Below are 22478 nucleotides of genomic sequence, written 5' to 3'. Positions count from 1 at the left end.
GTATAATTTGCTTCAAATAACAAATACTAGAAGCAAAAGATACAAGGAGGAGACTTATGAGAAGGTCGTTATTTATTTGGTTACTTACCATGCTTCTTTGTGCGTCACAGGTCTTTGCAGCACCTGTAAGTAATGAAGTAAAGACAAACAATACGCTGGCAGAAACGTCAAGAAGTTATATATTAATGGAGGAATCTAGTGGAAAGGTGTTGCTTGAAAAGGAGGCAGATACGCCTTATCCGCCTGCTAGTATTACAAAGATTATGACACTCCTATTAATTAATGACGCCATTGCACAAGGCAAAATTAATTGGGATGATAAAGTAACCATTAGTGAACATGCTGCACATATGGGTGGTTCACAAGTTTTTATGGAACCAGGAGAAGAACAAACTGTTAGAGATCTTGTAAAATGTATTTGCATTGCATCTGCTAATGATGCAGCAGTAGCTATGAGTGAATATATAGCAGGTAGTGAAGAACAATTTGTTCAAATGATGAATGACAAGGCAAAAGAACTAGGCATGCAAAACACCACATTTAAAAATGCATGTGGGCTTCATGTAGAGGGTCATGTATCTTGTGCAAGAGACATTGCGATTATGTCTAGAGAACTTGTAAAGAACTATCCTGAAATTACAAAAATTGTTACAATATGGATGGATTCTATCATACATCGTACACGTCGTGGTGAATCAGAATTTGTACTTTCTAATACCAATAAAATGTTAAAATGGTATAGCGGTATTACTGGGTTAAAGACAGGGTATACACCAGAAGCCAAGCACTGTGTAAGTGCTACTGCTACAAGAGATAATATGGGACTTATAGCTGTCATTATGGGAGCCCAAGATGGCAAGATTCGTTTTAGAGAAGCTGCACAACTTTTAGATTATGGTTTTGCTAATTATAAGGTTAAGAAAGGCCCTGAAATGGGAACAATTATTGGAAGCATACCGGTTAAAAAAGGAACTTTAGAAAATCTAAATGTTGTTACAGATGAGACAAAAGGATTTGTAGTTCCTAAGAGTGGTAGTAATGCAGAACTAACTTATGAGATTGTTTATACAAGAAATTCAATTAATGCGCCTATTAAAAAAGGAGAAGTTGTGGGCAGTGTGACTTACTATTTAGAAGGAGAAGTAGTAGGAGAAGGGAATATTGTAGCGGCAATAGATGTAGAAAAAGCTACATTTAAACAAATGTTGCCTTATACGTTTAAACGGTTCTTTAGAATTTCAAAAGAAGAAAAAGCACAAACAACTGAACACATTACAACTAAAAAAGAAGCAAAGACTAAAGAAGTGAAATAATATATAGATTAAATAGGTACAAGTAAAATAATTTGCTATGTACCTATTTTTATGTTATATAAAGCGATGTGGGCAAGGAAGAATTGTGCAATATATCGACAAATACTTGCAATAATTCCTCTAAAAGGATACACTTATATATATATAAGTTGACAGGAGGAAAAGAATGTCTGTGACTTTTAAATTACAAGACTTTGAAGGCCCACTAGATTTATTACTCCATTTAATTGAGAAAAATAAAATGAGTATTTATGATATTGAGATTTCATCCATTACAGATCAATACATGGCATATTTAGAGGATGCTAAAGAAGTTGAAGTGGAACAAATGAGTGAATTTATTGTAATGGCAGCAACGCTTTTATACATTAAATCACGTATGCTACTTCCTAAACATCCAAAGGCAGAAGAAGAGGAAGATCCAAGAGAAGAATTAGTAAGAAAGCTTATTGAATATAAAAAAGTAAAATATGTATCTGAGCAACTTAGTGCTTGCCAAGTGGATACAGATCGATATTGTTTTAGAAACCGTACGGCTCATTTAGATTTACCAGAATATGAGCCAGATTATAGCGGGATTTTAGACAGATTAACACTTAACCAGCTTTATGATACATTTAATGAGCTTATGAAGCAGAAAGAATGGGAAAATAAAACTAAGTCAGAACGCAAAATTGACCATAATATTTTAAAGAAGGATACGTATACAATCGAGCAAAAGAGTATGTACATTACAAACCTTATTGCTCTAAATGGACGTACAACATTTTTTACAATTTGTAGCAAGGAAATGCCTAAGATTGAGCTAATCGTAACATTTATGGCGCTTTTAGAACTTATTCATAAGAAACAAGTTACTATTACACAAGATGACCCGAAGGGGGATATTATTATTGTAGGAGGACCAGAGGGTGATGAAGACGGATTTGGAAAGTAGTATAGAAGCACTACTTTTTTATTCAGGAGATATTATTCCATTAAGAAGACTTTGTGAACTTTGTGAAGCTGAAGAAATTACGGTAAATATGGCTGTTTTTAGATTAAATGAAGGATACAAAGAAAGTAATAGTGGGATTGAAATTATTGAAGTAGATGATGGCTATCAGATGTGTACAGCACCGAAGCATCTGAATATTATTCAACAGTATCGCCAAAAGCCAGTAAGGCATTTATTAACACAAGCTTTAATAGAAACTCTTGCAATTGTGGCATATTCGCAACCAATTACAAGAACACAGATTGAGGATATTAGAGGAGTGAGGTGTGAACATGCCATGAGCCGTCTTTTAGAATATGGGCTTATTGAAGAGGTAGGAAGGCTGAATGTTATTGGACGACCTATTTTATTTGGCACTACTAATGAATTCTTACGTCATTTTGGCTTTAGAAACTTAGATGAAATGCCTAAAGTAAAAGAAGAACTTTTAGAGAAATTCAAGGAAGAAGTTAAACAAGAAATTAATTATTATGATGAAATCCAGACAGAGCAAGGCAACATGGATGAGCGTTAAGAATAATTAAATTCATAAAAGATGTATAAAACCACTTCTTATGAGGGAAGATTTCTGTTATAGAATGAATCTTAGAATGAGGAGTGGCGATATGAAACGAAAAGTAATTGCCTGCATTATGATAGCTTGCATGTTTATAAGTCAAGTGCTTATGGGATGCGAACTTCCTGATGTTAAGGCTAAAGGGGCACTGCTTATGGAAGCAGATAGCGGACGTATATTATTCGAAAAGAACGGTTATGAAGCTCTGCCTATGGCTAGTACAACTAAAATTATGACGTGTATTGTTGCGCTTGAAAATGGAAATGTAGATGATATAGTAACCGTTTCTAAAAGAGCATGTGCAGCACCTCCAGTGAAGCTTAAATTGCAAATTGGTGAAAAGCAGCGTTTAGGTGACTTGTTATATTCATTAATGTTAGAATCACATAATGATACTGCAGTAGCTATTGCAGAACATATAGGTGGGTCTGTAGAACATTTCTGTGAGATGATGACAGCTAAAGCAAGGGAAATAGGGGCAGAAACTGCCAACTTTAAGACACCTAATGGTTTAGATGCGCAGGGACATGGGGCCTCAGCTTATGATATGGCACTTATAGCAAGATATGCTGTGCAAAATCCGGAATTTATTAAGATAGTTACAACTGAACTTATTAGTATTCCTACCAAAGAAGTAACTGGTAGCAGAAGGCATGACTTACAATGTAAAAATCGTTTTTTATATTGTTACAAAGGTGCTAATGGTATGAAGACAGGTTTTACTAATAAAGCTGGTCATTGTTTTGTGGGAAGTGCAAATCGTAACAACATGCAGCTTGTGGGTGTAGCCTTGGCCGCAGGTTGGGGAAAAGCAGGTAAAACACGTAAATATACAGATGTTATTAATATGATGAACTACGGTTTTAAAAATTATGAGAAGGTAAATATACTTTCACTAGAAGGAAGCTATATGAATGTTCCTATCACAAAGGCTATTGATAAAACTATAGATTTAGCCTGTGATGAGGGGATTACTTTACCTTTAACACATGTAGAAAAAGAAAATATTGTTCTTAAAAAGGTAGTGCCACCTTCTTTAAAGGCACCTATTAAGAAAGGCGAAATTGTAGGTGAAGTGCAGATTCTTTGTGGTGGAACGGTTTTAGCAACTGCACCACTTAAAGCACAAGAAAGCATTAAGAAAGCAAATGCATTAGATTATATTAAAAATTGGATAAAGAATAAATAAAGGGGATTATATGAGATTACAAAAATATTTAGCTGCTTGTGGCGTCGCATCAAGACGTAAATGTGAGGTCTATATTACAGAAGGACTTGTAAGCGTTAATGGTGAGGTTATAACAACACTTGGAACAACAGTTGAAGAAGGTGATAAGGTACGATTTAATGGTGAATTAGTATCTTTAGAAAAGAACTATGTATATTATATGCTTAATAAACCAACAGGGTGTGTGACAACAGTACAAGATGAACAAGGGCGAGTCACTGTATTAGATATTATGGAAGATGTAGAGGAACGTATCTTCCCAGTAGGACGATTAGATTTAAATACTTCAGGTCTTCTAATTCTGACTAATGATGGAGAATTAACTTATGGGCTAACACACCCTAAACATGATGTAAATAAAACTTATGAAGCGAAAGTCCGTGGTAAGGTAACGGAAGAAGTGTGAAACGTTTAGAATCAGGTGTGGTGATTGATAGCAGAAAAACTTATCCAGCAAAGATAAAAATCTTAAGTCAAAATGAAAAAACAACACGTATGACAATTACAATTCATGAAGGACGTAATCGTCAAGTACGTAAAATGTGTGAAGCAGTAGGGAATCAAGTTATTTCATTAAATCGCCGATCAATAGGGGATTTAAACTTAGGAAATTTAAAACTAGGTGAGTATCGTAAATTGACATCTAAGGAAATTAATTATTTAAAAAATTGCAGGAACTAATCATTAAGATTAGGCCTGTAATTTTTAACCTTAATTAAGTGTAAAATAAATAATTTTAGTTAAAAATATACAAAATTCCCTATTTAACTTGCATATTATACTTATGTTTAGTAAAATATAGAAGACGATTTTAGTACTTTGTTTTAAATATTTTTAGATGGAGGGTACCAGATGAGCACTTTAGAAAAATTATCTGAATTAGAATCTCGTAGGACCACTATTGTTGTGAAACGCAACGAAGAAGCTAAAAAAGCAGCTCTTGCACAGGGAAAACTTACAGCAAGAGACCGTATTAATGCACTTTTAGATGAAAATAGCTTTGTTGAAATCGGTGCGTTTATGGCAAGTAGAAGTACAGCATTTAATATGCCAGAAGTAGATACACCAGCAGACGGTGTAGTAACTGGATATGGTACTGTAAATGGAAATCCTGTATATGTATACAGTCAAGACAGTAGTGTACTTGGTGGCGCTATAGGAGAAATGCATGCTAAGAAAATTGTAAGAGTTTACGAGGATGCATTAAAGTTGGTGCACCAGTTGTAGGATTCTTAGATACAGTAGGTGCAAGATTACAAGAAAACATGGATGCACTTTTAGGATATGGCGCAATTTATAATGTGATGTCAGAAGCATCAAGTGTTATTCCTCAAATTGCAGTAGTAGCAGGAGATTGTGCAGGTGGGGCTGCATTTATAGCTGGTCTTGCTGACTTCGTATTTATGAGCACAAAATCAGCACGCGTTTTCTTAAATAGCCCAAATACTTTAGAAGATAAAAATGCAACATTTGAATCAATTGCAACAGCCAAAGTTCATTTTGAAGAAACAGGTCTTGCAAACTTTATTGCTGATAAAGAAGAAGAACTTGTTGAAGAAGTAAGAAGACTTTTAAGCTATTTACCACAAAGTAATAGTGATGAAGTTCCATTCTATACAGTAACGGATGACATTAATCGCGTAGAAGCATCACTTAATAACTTCGATTTCGAAACACAAAGTGTGAAAGATATCGTAACAGCAGTTGCGGATAATGGAGACTATTTAGAAGTAGGTGCTGCTTATGGTAAAACAGCTTTAACAGCATTTATGCGTTTAGATGGCGGTACAGTCGGTGTAATTGGTAATGCAGAAGCTAAATTAGATGATGCAGGTATCAAAAAAATTACAGAGTTTGTAAATATTTGTGAAAGTTTTAACGTACCAATGGTAACATTTACAAATATCGAAGGTTTCGAATCAACAGTATCTACAGAAAAAGGTGGTATTATTAAAGCTGCAAGTAATCTTATAAGAGCTTTTGCAGAAACAACAGTACCTAAAGTAAATGTTTTAGTAGGTGAAGGATTCGGAAATAGCTTTATTGCAATGAACAGCAAGTCAGTTGGAGCTGACTTGGTATATGCTTGGCCAACAGCTCAAATCGGTAGCTTAAAAGCAGAAAGCGCAATTAAAATTATGTATGCTACAGAACTTGAAAGTGGCACAATGACAGGTGAAGCTTATGGGGAAGCAGTAGCTGAATATGAAGCAATGCATGGTAGTGCTTTTGCAGCAGCACAAACAGGTTTAGTAGATGATATCATTGAACCAGCTGCAACTCGTAAACGTGTTATTGCAGCTTTAGAAGTATTAGCAACTAAAGTACGCTAATCGCCCAATAACTAAAGGTAGGTGAATAAAATGAGCGAAAATATAAGTAATTTTGTTACAGGTTTAAATACCTTCTTTATTGGGGTTGTTGTTGTTTTCTCAATGCTTGTATTATTAATACTTATGATTGTTATTTTAGGTAAAGTTATGCAAGCACTTACTAAAAAGCCGGAAGCACCTGCGGTGGCTGTTAAAGAAGAAGTACAAGTTGCAAAAGAAGAGGTTGCAGCTGTTGTAGAAGAGAAAAAACAAGATGATTTAGAACTTGTAGCAGTTATTACAGCAGTTATTGCAGCTAGCATGGGGACAACAAGTGATAAATTACAAGTAAGATCTTTAAGAAAAGTTGAAAGAAAATCACTTTAAAATAGGAGGCCATTAACATGAAAAAATTTCAAGTAACTGTAAATGGAAATACATATGAAGTAGAAGTAGAAGAATTAGGTGGAGCATTTACACCAGTAGCAGCACCAGTAGCAGCACCTAAAGCACCAGTAGCAGCACCTAAAGCACCAGTAGCACCAGTGGCAACAGCAGGAAGCACAAAAGTAGTAGCACCAATGCCAGGTAAAATTGTTGATGTGAAAGTAAGTGTAGGACAAAGTGTTAAAGAAGGCGAAGTAGTTGCTATTCTTGAAGCTATGAAAATGGAAAATGAAGTGGTTGCACCAAGTGCAGGAACAGTTGCTTCTGTTAATGTAACAGCAGGTAATGCAGTTGAAACAAATGACGTGATTGTAACACTTAACTAGTTCCAAACCATAATAAAAAAAGGAGGAACGTACATCATGATGAGTGAATTTTTATCAGCCATTAGTGATTTTGCTGGACAATCAGGTCTTGCTACAATCCTTGGCGGAGAATATGGCTACTTAATAATGATTGCTGTAGCTTGTTTCTTATTATATTTAGCAATTGCTAAAGGTTTTGAACCTTTATTACTTGTACCAATTGCATTTGGTATGCTTCTTGTTAACTTACCAGATATTGGGATTAAAGATGCACCTATCGGTATTTACCATGAAGATGGTTTCCAACCAGGGGGACTTTTCTATTACCTAGCTATGGGTAAAGACTTCGGTATTTTCCCACCACTTATTTTCGTTGGTGTAGGGGCAATGACAGACTTCGGACCACTTATTGCGAACCCAAAAAGTTTAATTTTAGGTGGTGCTGCACAACTTGGTATTTTCTTCGCATTCTTAGGAGCACTTCTTCTTGGATTTGCACCAAATGAAGCAGCATCTATCGGTATTATTGGTGGTGCTGATGGTCCAACAGCTATTTATTTAACAACAAAACTTGCACCAGACCTTTTAGGGCCTATTGCAGTAGCAGCTTATTCATATATGGCTTTAGTACCAGTTATTCAACCACCTATTATGAGAGCTTTAACGACAAAAGAACAACGTATGGTTAAGATGAGTCAATTAAGACAAGTATCTCGTACAGAAAAAATCATCTTTCCAATTGCTGTAACAATTATTGTAACTTTACTTTTACCATCAGCAGGAACACTTGTAGGTATGCTTATGTTCGGTAACTTATTAAAGGAAGCTGGTTCTACAAGCAGACTTGCAGATGTGGCAAGTAATGGATTAATGTCATCTATTACAATCATGCTTGGTCTTGTTGTAGGTGCTACAACAAAAGCAGATACTTTCTTAACACCACAAACATTAGGTATTATTGTACTTGGTTTAACAGCATTCTGTATTGGTACAACTGGTGGTGTACTCTTCGGAAAGATTATGTACTATGCAACAGGTAAGAAAATTAATCCACTTATTGGTTCAGCAGGGGTATCAGCAGTACCAATGGCTGCCCGTGTAGCTCAAAAAGTTGGACAACAAGAATGTCCTACAAACTTCTTACTTATGCATGCAATGGGACCAAACGTAGCAGGTGTTATCGGTTCAGCAATTGCAGCAGGTATCTTATTATCAATTTACGGCTAAAATTAAAAGTATACGGAAAGTAGATAAAATATAGGGAGGTTTATAAAATGGCTAGTATTAAACCAAGACCAGTTAAAATCATGGACACTACATTACGTGATGCCCATCAATCATTAATTGCAACACGTATGACAACAGAACAAATTTTACCTATCGTTGCGAAGATGGATAAAATTGGTTTCTCAGCAATGGAAGTATGGGGCGGTGCTACATTTGATGCATGTCTTCGTTTTTTAAAAGAAGATCCATGGGAAAGACTTCGTAAAATTAAAGATTTAGCACCTAATACACCGCTTCAAATGCTTTTCAGAGGGCAAAATATTTTAGGTTATCGTCACTATGCAGATGATGTAGTAGAGTACTTTGTTCAAAAAAGTATTGCAAATGGTATCGATAATATTCGTATTTTCGATGCATTAAATGATATTCGTAACTTACAAACAGCTGTTAAAGCTGCTAATAAAGAAAAAGGACATGCACAAGTTGCTATTTCTTACACAATTAGTGATGTACATACATTAGAATACTACGTAAATCTTGCAAAGCGTATTCAAGAAATGGGTGCAAATTCTATCTGTATTAAAGATATGGCAGGTCTTCTTGTACCATATGCTGCAGAAGAACTTGTAAGTGCATTAAAAGAAGCTGTACCAGAAATGCCAATTCAACTTCATACACACTACACAAGTGGTGTTGCTTCAATGACTTACCTTAAAGCAATTGAAGCAGGTTGTGATATCATTGATACAGCAATGTCTCCACTTGCTATGGGTACATCTCAACCAGCAACAGAAGTTCTTGTAAAAACACTTCAAGGTACACCTTATGATACAGGCATTGATCCAGAAGCGTTGAATGAAATTACAGAATACTTCAAACCAATGCGTCAAGAAGCTCTTGAAAGTGGACTTATGAGTACAAAAGTACTTGAAGTTAACATTAATACACTTCGTTACCAAGTGCCAGGTGGTATGCTTTCAAACTTAGTATCTCAACTTAAACAACAAAAAGCTGAAGATAAATTTGATGAAGTACTTAAAGAAATTCCAAGAGTGCGTGCAGACTTTGGTTACTTACCACTTGTTACACCTACATCTCAAATCGTAGGAACACAAGCAGTACTTAATGTGCTTGCAGGCGAACGTTACAAAATGATTACAAAAGAATCTAAAGGTATAGTTCGTGGTGAATATGGTATGACACCAGTACCTATCAAAGAAGATATTGTTAAGAAAATCATTGGTGATGATGAACGTATTACATGTCGTCCAGCAGATCTTCTTAAACCTGAACTTGATAAATTAGAAAAAGAAATGACAATGTATAAGCAACAAGATGAGGATGTATTATCATATGCACTCTTCCCACAAGTTGCTACAGAATTCTTTAAATACCGTGAAGCACAACAAACAAAAGTAGATCCAAATGTAGCAGATACTAAAAACAAAGCATATCCAGTATAAATCTGAGGTATAAAATTTAGCTACCACTTAAATCTATAAATTAAAAGACTGTTGCATGACTGCAACAGTCTTTTAATTTATAGATTTAAGTGGCAGTTCACACTTTTACGTCAAGATTTTGGTTTGTTTTACATAAAGGGTGTGATATAATAGAAGAGATAGGTTCACTTTAGAACTAAAGAAAGGGTAATAGTAATGAGTAAAAATGATTTAATCCATAGGATTAGAAAAAATATGCCAAAGTTAAGTAAAGGGCAGAAATTAATTGCAAATTACATTTTGGAACATTATGAAAAGGCGGTATTTTTAACAGCTGCTAAATTAGGAAATATTGTAGGTGTCAGTGAATCGACAGTCGTACGTTTCGCAAATGAGTTAGGCTATGATGGTTATCCTAGATTTCAAGATGCCCTAGAAGAACTTGTAAAAAGTAAACTTACAGCAATGCAAAGATTAGAAGTTACAACAGAACGTATTGATACAAAAAATGTATTAAAAAGTGTACTTCAAATGGATGAAGAAAAAATTCGTTATACACGTGAACAAATAGATGATGAAGCCTTTAATCAGGCAGTAGAGAAAATTATTGAAGCAAAAATGATTTACGTGTTAGGCGTAAGAAGTTGTGCAGGGCTTGCAAGCTTTTTAGGATTTTATTTAAATATTATTTTTGATAATATAAAAGTTGTTAATACAAACAGTGTAAGTGAGATGTTTGAAGCTATTCACCGTATAGGTGAAGAAGACGTAATCATTGGAATCAGTTTCCCACGTTATTCTAAACGTGTTATGAAAGCATTAGAATTTGCACAAGGTAAGGACGCAACAGTTATTGCAATTACAGATAGTTATATTTCACCAATTGCTAATTATGCGGATTATGCACTTGTTGGAAGAAGTGAAATGGTTTCCTTTGTAGATTCGCTTGTAGCACCTTTAAGTATCATTAATGCCATTATCGTGGCTATTAGCTTAAAGAAAAAAGATGAAATAGCAGAGAACCTAGAAAACTTAGAAAACATATGGATAGAATATGAAGTTTATGATGATTCTCAACGTGATTTATGGGGATCGCCATTAGATGAACAAAAAGAAAGATTCGACTAAAAACTTAATTTAATGGGGTGCAGAAGATGAGTATGGTAGGGATACGTGGTGCAATTACAGTAGACAATAATGTGAGAACAGAAATGTTAGAAAGAACGAAAGAAATACTTACAGCAATAATCGAAGCAAATCAAATTGAGATGTCTGAAATTATTGCCATTCATTTTACAGCAACAAAAGATTTAGATGCAGTATATCCAGCAGTTGCAGCAAGAGAAATTGGCATTGTAGAAGCAGCATTAATGTGTTTTCAAGAGATGTATGTACAAAAATCACTTAAAATGTGTATCCGTGTAGAAATGCAAGTTGAAAAAGAAGGACTTACACGCCAAAATGCACAACATCAATATTTAAGAGGAGCTAAAGTTTTAAGACCTGATTTAGCTAAATAAGGAGTTAAGAGTATGAAAAAGTTTTCAATTGCCATTGATGGTCCAGCAGGAGCCGGAAAAAGCAGCATCGCTAAGATATTAGCAAATAAATTGGGATGTATTTATATTGATACAGGTGCAATGTATCGTAGCGTAGGACTTGGTGCAATTAAACAAGGCCTAAATTATCAAGATGAGGAAGCAGTAAGCTTACTTATGCCAGATTTAGATATTAAACTTAAAATGTCTGAAGAGGGACAACAAATTTTCTTAAACGGACACAATGTAAGTACAGAAATTCGCAATGATGAAGTAGCAGCAGCAGCTTCAAAGGTAGCAACTTATACTAAAGTACGTGAAGCACTTGTAGAAAGTCAACGTACTATACAAAATGAAACATCTGTTGTAATGGACGGTCGTGACATTGGAACAGTGGTTATGCCAAATGCCACACTTAAAATTTACTTAACAGCTTCAGTAAATGAACGTGCATTAAGACGTTTTAAAGAATATGAAGCAAAAGGTATAGCAGTAGATTTAGCTGTTTTAACAGAAGAAATTGTAGCACGCGATAAGCAAGATATGGAACGAAAAATTTCTCCTCTTAAAAAATCTGATGATGCTGTTGAGATTGATACAACATATATGACAATTGAAGAGATTGTAGAGCGTATTATTTCATTATTAAATGAACGTATGTAGGAGGACAAAAGTATGGAAATCATTATTGCTAAAACAGCTGGATTTTGCTTTGGTGTAAAACGTGCAGTGGATATGGCTTTTGACCAAGCAGGAACGCAGGCAACATATACTTTTGGACCAATTATTCATAATGAAATTGTGGCAAAACAGCTTGAAGAAAAAGGAATTTTTGAAACTAATGATATCAATGCACAAAAAGTGAATAAACTCATTATTCGTTCACATGGTGTAAGCCTGAAGTTTATGCAGCAGGGGAAGCAGCAGGAGCTGAAATTGTAGATGCAACATGCCCTTATGTTAAAAAAATCCACCGCCTTGTAGAGAAGTTCTCTAAAGAAGGTTATGGCATTATTATTGCAGGAAATAAAGAACATCCGGAAATTCAAGGCATTAGTGGTTGGGTACAGGGTGAATGTATCGTTATTAAAACACCTGATAAAGTATCAGAACTTACATTTAACCCAGATAAAAAATACTTATTAGTAGCACAGACAACATATAAAAAAGAAGTATTAGAAGGTATTAGTGAAGCACTTAAAGTGGAAGGTGTAAACTTTGAAGTTAATAATACAATTTGTAGTGCGACTAAAGAACGTCAAGAAGAAGCTAAAGCAATTGCAAAAGAAGCAGATGTGATGCTTGTATTAGGGAGTAAAAAAAGTTCAAATACAGCTAAACTCCAAGAAATTTGCTTTGCAAATTGCAAAGCAAGTTATTGTATTGCTGGAGTTGAAGAACTTACAAAAGAAATGGTTGAAGGTTGCTCAAAAGTTGGTATTACTGCCGGAGCTTCTACACCACATCTTGTAATTGAAGCAGTTGTTAATAAACTGAATCAATTTTAAGGATTAAAGGGGAACAAATATGAATTATGAAGGGTTTAAGGTGCAAGTGTTAAGCCTCACCGATATTGATTTGAATTGCTATAAAGAAAATCAGATGAAAAGACGCATTGATGCACTGATTAAGAAACATGGTTGCAATGGTTATGAAACTTTTCTTCAGCTTATAAAAAAAGATCGTAAAGCATTAGAAGAATTTGTAACATACTTAACAATTAATGTAACAGAATTTTTCCGTAACCCATCACAATGGGATATACTAGAAAAACATATTATACCGTTATTAACACAGAAGAAAAGTACAATCAAGATTTGGAGTGCAGCATGTTCTACTGGTGATGAACCTTATTCATTGGCTATGACACTGGCCAATTTAATGCCACTTGTAAACTTTCAAATTACAGCAACAGATCTTGATAAAGAAGTGTTAGAAAAAGCTAAAGCAGGTGTATATTCTGAACGCAATTTAGTAAATTTACCTGTTGAGTTTAAAGAGAAATATATGACATTACAAAATAGTAATTATGTTGTAAAATCAGAGCTAAAGCAAAGAATTACATTTAAGCAACATAACTTATTAAAAGATCCTTATCCATCAGGAATGGATCTTATTGTATGCCGCAATGTTCTTATTTATTTTACTGAAGAAGCTAAAAAAGGTATTTATAGTAATTTTAATAAAGCCTTAGTAGATGAAGGAATCTTATTTGTTGGAAGTACAGAACAAATTATTATGTGTCAGGAATATGGATTTGAACCAAATAAAATTTTCTTTTATCAAAAGAAAAAAGTAGTAATAGCAATATCACTAAGTTGTAAATAAGGTTATTATAAAATTTCTGGGATAGGATTGAGTTTTCTAGCTTCCTCTATTATGCTCTGATATTCTTTGTGGAATTTATGGGTATAGTAATAGGTCAGCTCCTCTTTACTCATAAATACTGCTTTATCTCTTTGTTTTTCATATCTAGTAGCATTTTTATCATCTTTGATGCCCACGTTTGTTCGGGATGATTTTCTTTGATCCCTGTAAGCTCTCTTAAAAGATGAGCACAACATACGGTGTGAGTTGCAGCATCATACATACTTTCAATAAGATAACCAATAATCGTGAACGGCTATACCTATATAGTTTGGAAGGATACCACTAGATACCATTCCTTCATAGCTGTATTTTTAGATAAGTGTGAAGCATTATATACCCAGCGTGTTTTATTATCTACATCATCGAAAAGAACGATCGGAGAAGCGATTATTTTTTAGCTCAGCATTTTCTTATGTACTAAAAAACTTGTTTATTCACATTGAAAAACATATTTATTCAGCCAAAGGTTGAATAGTTACAATTAAGATTAAAATCCAAAGAGCATTATGAGATTATGAATAATTTCGTGATGCTTCTTTTGTTTTCTTTAAAGGAAAATGTGTTTGTATAAGTTAATTAGATACTTTAAAAGAGTAGAGCTTTTAGGTATACTAAAATCATAAGATAGTGTTGCTGCAAATGAGACTCTAATGGGAGCAAAAGAATATAATAGAAGAAAAAACAAAAGACATTACAAGAGCTTAATTTAGAGGATGACTTTTTATTTGCAAAGGTAATGAGTGATAAGAATATCTGTAAAAAGGTGATTGAAAAAATTTTAGATATTCAAATTAAAGAGATAAAGATGCCTGAAGAACAAAAAGTTATAGATATACTATTGGATAGTAAAGCAGTTAGATTAGATGTATATGTTAACGCTTTTTCAGATTTATTTAATGAGCAGAAGTTTTAAAACAGCCAATCGTAGTTGCGCCAGACAAAGATATGGTAATCCATGAACATAAGCGAAAAAAATCCAAAAGAGGTGCTAAATTCGATACATTTACTGTAGAAACAATTGAATACAAGTTTTCAGAAGAAGAAAAAGTATGTGCTACTTGTGGCTCACATTTAACAGAGATGAAAAAGAAATTAGAAAAGAACTAGTAATCATCCCTGCGGAGATAAAAGTCATTGAACACATTACGTTCAAACAGCAATAGCCAATAACCTTAAGCCAATGTACTACTTGTAATATGTGTTGAACAGATTTAATTAAAGTAGGCGTGTTTGAATTGACGATTACAACAATACGCCTGATTATTATGGGCTTACGATAATCAAAACAAATATTTAAAAAATTCTTATCTAAAATGGAAACACCACATCTTTAGGTGCATTTTCCATTTTGTAAGAAGCTATGTCACTTTTGTTCTTGTAATAGTTTATTAGCTAGTAAAGAAACTAGAGAACAGTATGTACAATGTCTTATTAAAGCAAGCACATTAAAATTAAGTATGGTAGGCGAGAATAAGAGTTATCAAAGCATGCATTGGATTGGGGGACTTTAACTTATATGACTAGTGAGCAAATCGAAAAGCTTTATACAACGATAACAAAGTTTGCACATTTCAATGAGGATAGCGGGAGTTCCATAGAAGTCTGTCCAGATTTAGAAATTTTAACAGGAGATAAATTAGTACTGCTTAAGGAATTAGGCTTTAATTATATTAGCTTTGTTATGCAAGATTTTTCACAAAAGGTACAAAAGGTAATCAATTGTTCGTCTGATGCAGATACAATGAGAGAATTTGCTACTAGAGTAAGAGAATTAGGTTTAGATCTGTCTATAGATTTATGTTATGGTTTACCTCTACAAGGAATAGAGGGTTTTGAAAATACATTAAAGCAAGTTTTAGAAATTACACTAGATAAAATCGTTATTTATTCGTATATAGGTGATTAAAAGGAATATGTACATCTATTAGAACAGGGGAATTTACCTAATTGTAAGGAACATGTACATTTTTTTCAGAAGATGATTTCATAAGAAAATTTGTAATTCATAATATGATATTAGGTATAAGAAAAATAGATAAAGGACTTTTATAAAAAAATATCATATTAACTTTGATAACTATTTTAAGAAAGAAATTAAGAAATTAGAGAAAATGAGAGCATTGGGTATAGTAGAAAATATAGCAGGGGATGAAATAAACTTTACAGCTATAGGTGAATACTTTAAACGTTGCGTAGCAAAATATTTGATGCATATATTGGGTAATTAATAAGCAAGTAAGTAAATAAAGGAGTAGAGTCTTGTAATATGGACTCTACTCCTTTTAAGCTTGAAAGAAATAATAAAATAATTGCTGTGTGAGTAATGATCTAAATGTTTCATCATCCGTATAAGGATAATAGAAGTTTTTAGCATCATCATACCAAAGTTCTATAGGGGCTTTAAAGGTTGTATATAGCTTGAAATAAGTATCTGATTTCTCCACAAAACATTCATTTTTAGTGGCTTTACGTTTTAATTCAGTAGGAATAAATATTGCTAAAGATTTATGCATAAGCTGATTTTGTGAAGGAATGTAGTAATAATCCTTTATTGGTATTAAAGCTTTTTTAAGTGAAGTATGATAAAGTGGTAAAGTGATACTTAATGTAGCAACTCCTTTAAATACTTGGAGTGTTAAATTTTCTAGTTTGAATACAAAGCTTGTTTCAAAGCTAAAAGGTAAATCAAAGTCTAAATCAAGCCAAGTTGCATCAGGAGAAGTTTGGTGCTTGAGGGTTATATTAAATCGCTTTAAATGATAAAGCATATGATAGACTTTATAAAATAACAATAAACTTTTAAGTTCATCTAAGTTATGAGCTAAAATCAAATTTTTATAAATCTCTTCCCCACAAGCTTCATAAGTTTGATAAAGCTTTACAAGGGTTTTACCAGAAGAAGAAGTTTCTCGTGTAAAGCCTAGGACTTTTTTCTAATTCATTTCTAGTAGGAGATAAGAGGCTTAAAGTTTTTTTCATATCTACAAGGGTGAGAGCAGCAGGGGCTGTCAAATTGTAATGAGTAAGACGGGCAATTAAAAAAGGCCAGTCAAAGTTTTTGCCGCTGTAAGTATAGATCACCTTAAAATCATTAGCAAATATAATGAATTCCTTAAGTAGATTTTCTTCTTCTTCTAATTTTTGAAGTGACCACTGCTTAGTAGTCACTTCATCTTGCATATTTAAATAAGTTACGCCAATACATACAATATGATGTTTTTCACGACTTAAGCCGTTTGTTTCGATATCTAATAGTAAATACTGCTTATTTAAAATGTTTTTCATCTTATTTCATCTCTTTTTGAGTATTTTTAAATGCTTGAATTTCAGGTTTTTGAAGCGTTAGCATATTTTCAAGTGCAAGTGAAAGGTGAAGTGCCTTAGTAGTTTCATGATATTGTGCATAAGCTCCTTTAGAGAAGTTTGGACGATCTTTTAAAATAGCTTTAATTAAAATATTTTTGGTGTATGGGCCATATCGATAAATTCAATAACATTTACTTTATAACCGCAAGCTTCAAGCATTTGGGCACGAAGACCATCTGTTATAAGAGCAGCAATACGCTCTTTTAAAATACCGTGCTTAAAGATTGAGCTAAGTGATTCATTTTCGATTTGTGTATAGGCTTCATGATGGCAACAAGGTACTGCTAAAATAACTTTTGCACCCCAACCAATAGCTTTATCAAGAGCAGCATCTGTAGCTGTATTACAAGCGTGAAGAGAAACAACCATATCAACAGGCTGATTAGTTGTGTATTTACCAATGTCACCTACTTGGAATTTTAAGTTTGAGTAACCAAGTTTATCAGCAAGGTCTTGGCAAAATGCAATTACGTCAGCTTTAAGGTCAAGGCCTACAACTTGTACTTCTTTGTCTAAAATTACAGTTAAATAATGATATAAAGCAAATGTTAAATAAGATTTACCACAACCGAAGTCGATGATACGAATAGGATTTGCAGTAAGACCATTCATTGAATCAGCAATGATTTCAAGATAACGGTTGATTTGTTTGTATTTATCATATTTAGAGGGCTTGATTTTTTCATTTTCATCCATTAAGCCTAAAGCTTGTAAGAAAGGAATAGAATCTTTTGTGTCTAAGATATAATTTTTTTGTCTATTATGGGAAAGAGAAGCAGGCATTTGCTGACTAGGCGCTTTACGTTTAATATTAGCTTCTCCTTTTTTATTAATGAGTGCTTGATAATCAGCAGTTTCAGTGAAAAGCTGAATTTGTTTAAACATATTGCCATAACCTTCAAGAGTGCTTATACTTTCTTTAAAATTTAAATTTTCATGATAAGCCTTATTATCTTTGTAAGTTGTAAATTGAAGTTTTAATGCTTCATTTAAAAGAAGAGGTTTAATAGTAACCTTTTTAGGAGCTGCAGCTTTACGTGGATTACTTAAAGTCGCACTGATAAAAGTATTATTTGAAAATGCATCATGCATAATTGTAATTAATTGATTCATGTTTATTCTCCGCTCTATATAATAGTAGTGTACTACTTTACTAATGATACTATGAAAAAAAAGGTGACGCAATAAATTCTATGGTATAATCTTTTAAAGAGAAATGAGGTGATAACTGTGTTTGCACAAGATTTGATGAATTTAAATAACATGCAAAAACAAGCAGTAGAAACAATCGATAAAAGTTTACTTGTTTTAGCACCCGCAGGAACAGGAAAGACGAAGGTCATTGCTATGCGTACGACCAATTTAGTAAAGAGTGGCGTTTTGCCAGAGCAAATACTTTGTTTAACCTTTACCAATAAGGCTGCTAAAGAGATGCGTGAACGTATTGCCTTTTATTTACCGAAAGAAAGTAAAGATATGACAGTGAAAACATTTCACTCTTTTTGCTACTCTTTAATTAATGAAGAAAAGGCTGCTTCCCATTTTACTTTCCCATGCACATTAATTGATGAAACAGATAGTTTAGAAATCCATAAAAAGATTATTGCCCAAAATGGTTTAAATGATGACAATTTATACTATCCCTCTTTAATAAGTTACTTTGAAAATATTAAAAGACATAGTTTAAGTATGCCAGTAGAGGTACGCTATAATTATCGTCTTGTACATGATGATTATTTTAAAAACCGTGAACATTTAAAGTATATAGGGTCTGACAGCACAGCAGGCTTCATAAAAAAATATGGTGTACAACTTTTAAATACGTATACACGTTATTTAAAAGAAAATAACTGTGTGGACTTTATGGATTTGATAGTAGAGGCTAAATATTTATTGGAACAGCCAGAGATTTTAAAGAAATGGCAAATGAAATATGTGCATATTCAAGTAGATGAGATGCAAGATACAAGTTCTAGAGAATATGAAATTATTAAAAGTATTGCCAAAGGCCATTACCTGTCTATGTTTGGAGACTTTAATCAAACTATTTATGAGTGGCGTGGCTCAAGTCCACAAGAAATGACAGCTAATTTTAAAGCAGATTTCAAACCAGAGAAAATTGAGTTAACAACCAATTATCGTTCTACACAAATCCTTTTAAATGCAGCGAATGATTATATTAAAAATAACCGCTTATACCCTATTTCGTGTATGCCTAAGGCTGTAGAACAGGGAGAACCTATTACGCTTATTGAAGCGCAAAGCAAAATGCGAGAGCTGATTGAATTGGCTAAAGAAGTGAAAGTCAATAAAGAACAGGGTAATATAGCTGTTTTGACCCGTACTAATAATTATGCGAAAGACATTGCCAAGTATTTTCAGCATGAAGGAATTTCATGTACAGTTATAGAAGATACTAAATTCTTTAGAAGAAAAGAAATCAAAGATTTACTCGCTTTCTTTGATTATAGTATTAATACAAGAAACGGTCATGCCCTGCTTAAGATTTGTGAACATCCATATATTAATATGCCACAGTGGCTTATTAAGGCTTTAAGACAAACTAAAGATAGTTATCTTTATTTACATGATTGGTTTAAAATGGCCTCTCGTGATCCTTATGACGAATTAGATGAAGCTTTTGAAAAAAAATGAAGTGGTCGTATTGGATGTAGAATCCACAGGTTTAAATACAACAAAGGATGATATTATTCAAATTGCAGCTATTGTATATGGCAGTAGAGGTGTAACAGATAAACTAGATATTTTAGTGAAACCTACAAAATCTGTAGGAGATTCAGTGCATGTTCATGGCTTTACGGATGAGCTCTTACAAGAAAAGGGCGTTGCGCCAGAAATAGCGCTTGAGAAACTCCGAGCCTTTACAAAAGGAAAGGTATTAGTAGGACATAATATTAATTATGACTTACAGATTATTGGTAGTATGCTAAGCCGCTATAATCTTCAACCTTTAGAAGGCAAATGTGTTTATGATACTTTAGATTTAGCCTGCAAAGTTTATCCCAAACTACCAAATCATAAGTTAGACACATTATCTAGGCTGGTGGAGACAGAAGCTAAACCAAACCATAATGCTTTTTATGATATTTTAGCCACAGGTGAAGTGCTGGCTTATTTACGCCTAAAGATTGCAGAGCAAAAACAAAAGCGTTTAGAATATTTAGAGGCGTATTATTGTTATGTACAAGAATATAAAGAAAAGGTTAGTGCCCTAAGAGAAATTATCATCACGCATTCTATAGCAGAAAGTGTGACTTATATGATGAATGTTTGTGAGTTTAAAGACTTTTATAGTCCGAAAGAAATGGAAGGGTTTAGGGAACTTTATCGTATGATTGAAGGGCTCAATGAAAAAGAAAGTTCAGTGCAAGATAATATTATTAATTTATTAGCCTTTTCTGCCCTTCATTATAGTGAAATAGAGCAAAGTGCTCTATTCAAAGGAAGAATTCCAATTATTACAGTGCATCAAGCAAAAGGATTAGAATTTGAACAAGTATATATTGCAGGATGTAATAATTATATTTTCCCATCTTATCGTAGCATGAAAGAAAATAAACTTACTGAAGAGATGCGTCTATTTTACGTAGCAATGACAAGAGCTAAGAAGCGCCTTGTAATCTCTTATAATTTAGAAAAACAAAAAAGCATATTTATAGATACAATTGGAGAGCATTATAAAATTTGTAAAAAGGTATAAGTCAAACTAAAGTATGTTTATATAATCGAGATAAAAGGAAATAATAAAGATACTAGTAATTGCATCTAAGGGAGACAACTATGGATAAAGATTATACACTTGTAACAATGCAAAAACAAAAAAGTATTGCACTCATTGCCCATGATAATCGTAAACAAGATTTAATTAACTGGGTAGAAAACAATAAAGAAACACTTCGTAAACATTTCTTATGTGGTACAGGAACAACAGCCAAACTTATTTCAGAACAGACCCAGCTTCCTATTACAGCTTATAACAGTGGACCATTAGGTGGGGATCAACAAATCGGCTCTCGCATTGTAGAATGCAAAATTGACTTTATGATTTTCTTTTGGGATCCCCTTGCAGCTCAGCCTCATGATCCAGATGTAAAGGCACTTTTACGTATTGCGTCATTATATGATATTCCAGTGGCGACCAATCAATCGACAGCTGATTTTCTCATTGCTTCCCCACTTATGGAAGCAACATATGAGCGCAAAATTATTGATTATGCCAAACGTATTAGTAATCGTGCAGAAGAATTTGGTAAAGATGAAAAAATGATATAAAAGTAGTGTATAATAACATATTATTATTTGACATAAAATATGTTAAACTAAGAGTTGGAGAAGTTTTAAAGAAGGTAGATGGCAAGAAGAAATTAACGTTAGAGATTTCATTGTTAATAACTACACAGAATACACAGGAGATGACTCTTTCTTAGTAGGTCTAACAGCTGATACAACAGCTTTATGGGAAAAACTTAGTGAGCTTATGCTTAAAGAAAGAGAAAGAGGATGTTTCGCAGATACAAAAACTATAGCAACTATCACTTCTCACGCAGCAGGATACATTGACAAAGAAAAAATCGTTGGGCTTCAAACAGATGTACCACTCGTAAGAAGCTGTCATCCATTTGGTGGTATGAGAGTAGTAGAAAATGCACTTAAAGCATATGACTACGAAGTAGATCCAGAAATGAAAGAAATCTTTACTAAATATAGAAAAACACACAATCAAGGTGTATTCGATATTTACAATAAAGACATCCGTACAACGCGTAAAGTTGATGTTGTAACAGGTCTTCCAGATACTTACGGACGTGGACGTATCATCGGTGACTACAGAAGAGTAGTACTTTACGGAATCGACAAACTTATTGCTGAAAAAATGAAAGCTAAATCAGTAATGTTCACAGCTGAAACAATGAGAGATTGTGAAGAGCTTGCAGAACAAGTCAAAGGATTAAACGAACTTAAAGAGTTAGGTGAAATGTATGGATTTGATTTATCAAGATCAGCTGAAAACTTCCAAGAAGTAACACAATGGTTATACCTTGCTTATCTTGCAGCAGTTAAAGAACAAGATGGAGCTGCTATGTCAATCGGACGTACATCTACATTCTTAGATATCTACGCTGAAAGAGACTTACAAGAAGGTAAATTAACAGAAAGAAGTTCAAGAAATTGTTGACCAATTCATCATGAAACTTCGTATCGTTAGATTCCTTAGAACTCCAGAATACAACGGATTATTCTCAGGAGATCCAACATGGGTAACAGAATCACTTGGTGGTATGCTTGAAGATATGAGCGCTTCACTTGTAACTAAAAACAGTTTCCGTTACCTTCACACACTTTACAACATGGGACT

At 33.6% G+C, this 22478-nt stretch carries 24 protein-coding genes and 3 pseudogenes; 23 read left to right on the top strand and 4 right to left on the bottom strand.

Annotation, left to right across the window (positions count from 1 at the left end):
- Nucleotides 1-56 precede the first annotated feature (56 nt).
- The 16 genes and pseudogenes from JCM14822_RS13825 to JCM14822_RS13750 all read left to right on the top strand — a co-directional run bounded on the left by JCM14822_RS13825 (nt 57) and on the right by JCM14822_RS13750 (nt 13693).
- The gene (locus tag JCM14822_RS13825; protein ID WP_083461463.1) at nt 57-1313 is read left to right on the top strand and encodes a D-alanyl-D-alanine carboxypeptidase family protein; all 1257 of its coding nucleotides are present in this window, start codon (nt 57-59) and stop codon (nt 1311-1313) included.
- A 166-nt stretch (nt 1314-1479) separates the two neighbouring features.
- A complete protein-coding gene (locus JCM14822_RS13820; protein WP_054742953.1) occupies nt 1480-2250 on the top strand; it encodes a segregation and condensation protein A in 771 nt (256 codons plus the stop codon).
- Entirely contained in the window at nt 2228-2824 is a 597-nt protein-coding gene (scpB, locus tag JCM14822_RS13815) for an SMC-Scp complex subunit ScpB (RefSeq protein ID WP_083461462.1), read from the top strand. Before JCM14822_RS13820 ends, scpB begins: the two co-directional genes overlap by 23 nt.
- Before the next feature lie 91 nt (nt 2825-2915).
- Entirely contained in the window at nt 2916-4055 is a 1140-nt protein-coding gene (locus JCM14822_RS13810) for a D-alanyl-D-alanine carboxypeptidase family protein (RefSeq protein WP_054742952.1), read from the top strand.
- A gap of 10 nt (nt 4056-4065) precedes the next feature.
- Nucleotides 4066-4500, top strand: coding sequence for a pseudouridine synthase (locus JCM14822_RS23200; RefSeq protein WP_306307349.1), 435 nt, complete (start codon nt 4066-4068; stop codon nt 4498-4500).
- Nucleotides 4497-4775: a pseudouridine synthase domain-containing protein gene (locus JCM14822_RS23195; protein ID WP_306307348.1), complete on the top strand. Its 279-nt coding sequence runs from the start codon at nt 4497-4499 to the stop codon at nt 4773-4775. The genes JCM14822_RS23200 and JCM14822_RS23195 overlap by 4 nt, the downstream gene beginning before the upstream one ends.
- A 171-nt stretch (nt 4776-4946) precedes the next feature.
- Nucleotides 4947-6427 (top strand): annotated as a pseudogene (locus JCM14822_RS13795) (acyl-CoA carboxylase subunit beta).
- 30 nt (nt 6428-6457) lie between these two features.
- Complete coding sequence (locus JCM14822_RS13790; protein WP_054742949.1) at nt 6458-6793, top strand: OadG family protein; 336 nt, start codon at nt 6458-6460, stop codon at nt 6791-6793.
- Nucleotides 6794-6810: 17 nt separating this feature from the next.
- A complete protein-coding gene (locus JCM14822_RS13785) occupies nt 6811-7179 on the top strand; it encodes a biotin/lipoyl-containing protein (RefSeq protein ID WP_054742948.1) in 369 nt (122 codons plus the stop codon).
- 39 nt (nt 7180-7218) lie between these two features.
- Nucleotides 7219-8385, top strand: coding sequence for a sodium ion-translocating decarboxylase subunit beta (locus tag JCM14822_RS13780; RefSeq protein ID WP_157047773.1), 1167 nt, complete (start codon nt 7219-7221; stop codon nt 8383-8385).
- A gap of 47 nt (nt 8386-8432) precedes the next feature.
- Nucleotides 8433-9848, top strand: coding sequence for an oxaloacetate decarboxylase subunit alpha (locus tag JCM14822_RS13775; RefSeq protein ID WP_054742946.1), 1416 nt, complete (start codon nt 8433-8435; stop codon nt 9846-9848).
- 195 nt (nt 9849-10043) lie between these two features.
- Nucleotides 10044-10955 carry a MurR/RpiR family transcriptional regulator gene (locus tag JCM14822_RS13770; RefSeq protein WP_054742945.1) on the top strand — a complete coding sequence of 304 codons (912 nt, stop codon included), beginning with the start codon at nt 10044-10046 and terminating at the stop codon, nt 10953-10955.
- A 26-nt stretch (nt 10956-10981) separates the two neighbouring features.
- A complete protein-coding gene (aroH, locus tag JCM14822_RS13765) occupies nt 10982-11347 on the top strand; it encodes a chorismate mutase (RefSeq protein WP_054742944.1) in 366 nt (121 codons plus the stop codon).
- A gap of 12 nt (nt 11348-11359) precedes the next feature.
- On the top strand, nt 11360-12028 hold the full coding sequence (gene cmk / locus JCM14822_RS13760) for a (d)CMP kinase (protein WP_054742943.1): 669 nt from the start codon (nt 11360-11362) through the stop codon (nt 12026-12028).
- 12 nt (nt 12029-12040) lie between these two features.
- Nucleotides 12041-12873, top strand: a pseudogene (gene ispH, locus JCM14822_RS13755) (4-hydroxy-3-methylbut-2-enyl diphosphate reductase).
- A 19-nt stretch (nt 12874-12892) separates the two neighbouring features.
- Complete coding sequence (locus JCM14822_RS13750) at nt 12893-13693, top strand: CheR family methyltransferase (RefSeq protein ID WP_054742942.1); 801 nt, start codon at nt 12893-12895, stop codon at nt 13691-13693.
- 109 nt (nt 13694-13802) lie between these two features.
- Here JCM14822_RS13750 and JCM14822_RS25115 read toward each other — a convergent pair whose 3' ends face one another.
- Nucleotides 13803-13955, bottom strand: coding sequence for an IS66 family transposase (locus tag JCM14822_RS25115; protein ID WP_157047771.1), 153 nt, complete (start codon nt 13953-13955; stop codon nt 13803-13805).
- A gap of 516 nt (nt 13956-14471) precedes the next feature.
- Here JCM14822_RS25115 and JCM14822_RS20435 point away from each other — a divergent pair.
- The 3 genes from JCM14822_RS20435 to JCM14822_RS13745 all read left to right on the top strand — a co-directional run bounded on the left by JCM14822_RS20435 (nt 14472) and on the right by JCM14822_RS13745 (nt 15641).
- Nucleotides 14472-14648, top strand: coding sequence for a hypothetical protein (locus tag JCM14822_RS20435; protein ID WP_157047770.1), 177 nt, complete (start codon nt 14472-14474; stop codon nt 14646-14648).
- Between the two features lie 32 nt (nt 14649-14680).
- Entirely contained in the window at nt 14681-14842 is a 162-nt protein-coding gene (locus JCM14822_RS20430; protein ID WP_157047769.1) for a hypothetical protein, read from the top strand.
- A gap of 409 nt (nt 14843-15251) precedes the next feature.
- Nucleotides 15252-15641, top strand: coding sequence for an oxygen-independent coproporphyrinogen III oxidase (locus JCM14822_RS13745; protein ID WP_054742941.1), 390 nt, complete (start codon nt 15252-15254; stop codon nt 15639-15641).
- 376 nt (nt 15642-16017) lie between these two features.
- On the opposite strand, the gene JCM14822_RS13740 is transcribed toward JCM14822_RS13745, so the two are convergent.
- The 3 genes from JCM14822_RS13740 to JCM14822_RS13730 all read right to left on the bottom strand — a co-directional run bounded on the left by JCM14822_RS13740 (nt 16018) and on the right by JCM14822_RS13730 (nt 18214).
- Nucleotides 16018-16566: a hypothetical protein gene (locus JCM14822_RS13740; protein WP_054742940.1), complete on the bottom strand. Its 549-nt coding sequence runs from the start codon at nt 16564-16566 to the stop codon at nt 16018-16020.
- Between the two features lie 58 nt (nt 16567-16624).
- On the bottom strand, nt 16625-17020 hold the full coding sequence (locus JCM14822_RS13735; protein WP_054742939.1) for a ribonuclease H-like domain-containing protein: 396 nt from the start codon (nt 17018-17020) through the stop codon (nt 16625-16627).
- A gap of 165 nt (nt 17021-17185) precedes the next feature.
- A complete protein-coding gene (locus JCM14822_RS13730; protein ID WP_083461459.1) occupies nt 17186-18214 on the bottom strand; it encodes a class I SAM-dependent methyltransferase in 1029 nt (342 codons plus the stop codon).
- 117 nt (nt 18215-18331) lie between these two features.
- On the opposite strand from JCM14822_RS13730, the gene JCM14822_RS13725 reads away from it, so the two are divergent.
- From JCM14822_RS13725 to JCM14822_RS13710, 4 genes and pseudogenes are all read left to right on the top strand, one after another.
- Nucleotides 18332-19756 (top strand): ATP-dependent helicase, encoded by a 1425-nt coding sequence (locus tag JCM14822_RS13725; protein ID WP_054742938.1) that lies wholly within the window; start codon nt 18332-18334, stop codon nt 19754-19756.
- A complete protein-coding gene (locus JCM14822_RS13720) occupies nt 19734-20822 on the top strand; it encodes a 3'-5' exonuclease (protein ID WP_054742937.1) in 1089 nt (362 codons plus the stop codon). Before JCM14822_RS13725 ends, JCM14822_RS13720 begins: the two co-directional genes overlap by 23 nt.
- Before the next feature lie 80 nt (nt 20823-20902).
- A complete protein-coding gene (locus JCM14822_RS13715; protein ID WP_054742936.1) occupies nt 20903-21394 on the top strand; it encodes a methylglyoxal synthase in 492 nt (163 codons plus the stop codon).
- A 91-nt stretch (nt 21395-21485) separates the two neighbouring features.
- A pseudogene (locus JCM14822_RS13710) lies at nt 21486-22478 on the top strand (pyruvate formate lyase family protein); the annotation flags it as partial.

This window comes from Cellulosilyticum ruminicola JCM 14822, assembly GCF_001311925.1.
Taxonomy (GTDB): Bacteria; Bacillota; Clostridia; order Lachnospirales; family Cellulosilyticaceae; genus Cellulosilyticum; species Cellulosilyticum ruminicola.
This window is presented reverse-complemented; position numbering and strand designations above follow the sequence as displayed.

Coding starts and splice junctions, on each gene's coding strand:
- JCM14822_RS13790 (WP_054742949.1), top strand. CDS start 6,458: ATGAGCGAAAATATAAGTAATTTTGTTACAGGTTTAAATACCTTCTTT.
- JCM14822_RS23200 (WP_306307349.1), top strand. CDS start 4,066: ATGAGATTACAAAAATATTTAGCTGCTTGTGGCGTCGCATCAAGACGT.
- JCM14822_RS13730 (WP_083461459.1), bottom strand. CDS start 18,214: ATGAATCAATTAATTACAATTATGCATGATGCATTTTCAAATAATACT.
- JCM14822_RS13820 (WP_054742953.1), top strand. CDS start 1,480: ATGTCTGTGACTTTTAAATTACAAGACTTTGAAGGCCCACTAGATTTA.
- JCM14822_RS13715 (WP_054742936.1), top strand. CDS start 20,903: ATGGATAAAGATTATACACTTGTAACAATGCAAAAACAAAAAAGTATT.
- JCM14822_RS20430 (WP_157047769.1), top strand. CDS start 14,681: ATGGTAATCCATGAACATAAGCGAAAAAAATCCAAAAGAGGTGCTAAA.
- JCM14822_RS13810 (WP_054742952.1), top strand. CDS start 2,916: ATGAAACGAAAAGTAATTGCCTGCATTATGATAGCTTGCATGTTTATA.
- JCM14822_RS20435 (WP_157047770.1), top strand. CDS start 14,472: ATGAGTGATAAGAATATCTGTAAAAAGGTGATTGAAAAAATTTTAGAT.
- JCM14822_RS13785 (WP_054742948.1), top strand. CDS start 6,811: ATGAAAAAATTTCAAGTAACTGTAAATGGAAATACATATGAAGTAGAA.
- JCM14822_RS13735 (WP_054742939.1), bottom strand. CDS start 17,020: ATGAAAAACATTTTAAATAAGCAGTATTTACTATTAGATATCGAAACA.
- JCM14822_RS25115 (WP_157047771.1), bottom strand. CDS start 13,955: ATGTATGATGCTGCAACTCACACCGTATGTTGTGCTCATCTTTTAAGA.
- aroH (WP_054742944.1), top strand. CDS start 10,982: ATGAGTATGGTAGGGATACGTGGTGCAATTACAGTAGACAATAATGTG.
- JCM14822_RS13745 (WP_054742941.1), top strand. CDS start 15,252: ATGACTAGTGAGCAAATCGAAAAGCTTTATACAACGATAACAAAGTTT.
- JCM14822_RS13825 (WP_083461463.1), top strand. CDS start 57: ATGAGAAGGTCGTTATTTATTTGGTTACTTACCATGCTTCTTTGTGCG.
- JCM14822_RS13770 (WP_054742945.1), top strand. CDS start 10,044: ATGAGTAAAAATGATTTAATCCATAGGATTAGAAAAAATATGCCAAAG.
- scpB (WP_083461462.1), top strand. CDS start 2,228: ATGAAGACGGATTTGGAAAGTAGTATAGAAGCACTACTTTTTTATTCA.
- JCM14822_RS13720 (WP_054742937.1), top strand. CDS start 19,734: ATGAAGCTTTTGAAAAAAAATGAAGTGGTCGTATTGGATGTAGAATCC.
- JCM14822_RS13750 (WP_054742942.1), top strand. CDS start 12,893: ATGAATTATGAAGGGTTTAAGGTGCAAGTGTTAAGCCTCACCGATATT.
- cmk (WP_054742943.1), top strand. CDS start 11,360: ATGAAAAAGTTTTCAATTGCCATTGATGGTCCAGCAGGAGCCGGAAAA.
- JCM14822_RS13780 (WP_157047773.1), top strand. CDS start 7,219: ATGAGTGAATTTTTATCAGCCATTAGTGATTTTGCTGGACAATCAGGT.
- JCM14822_RS13775 (WP_054742946.1), top strand. CDS start 8,433: ATGGCTAGTATTAAACCAAGACCAGTTAAAATCATGGACACTACATTA.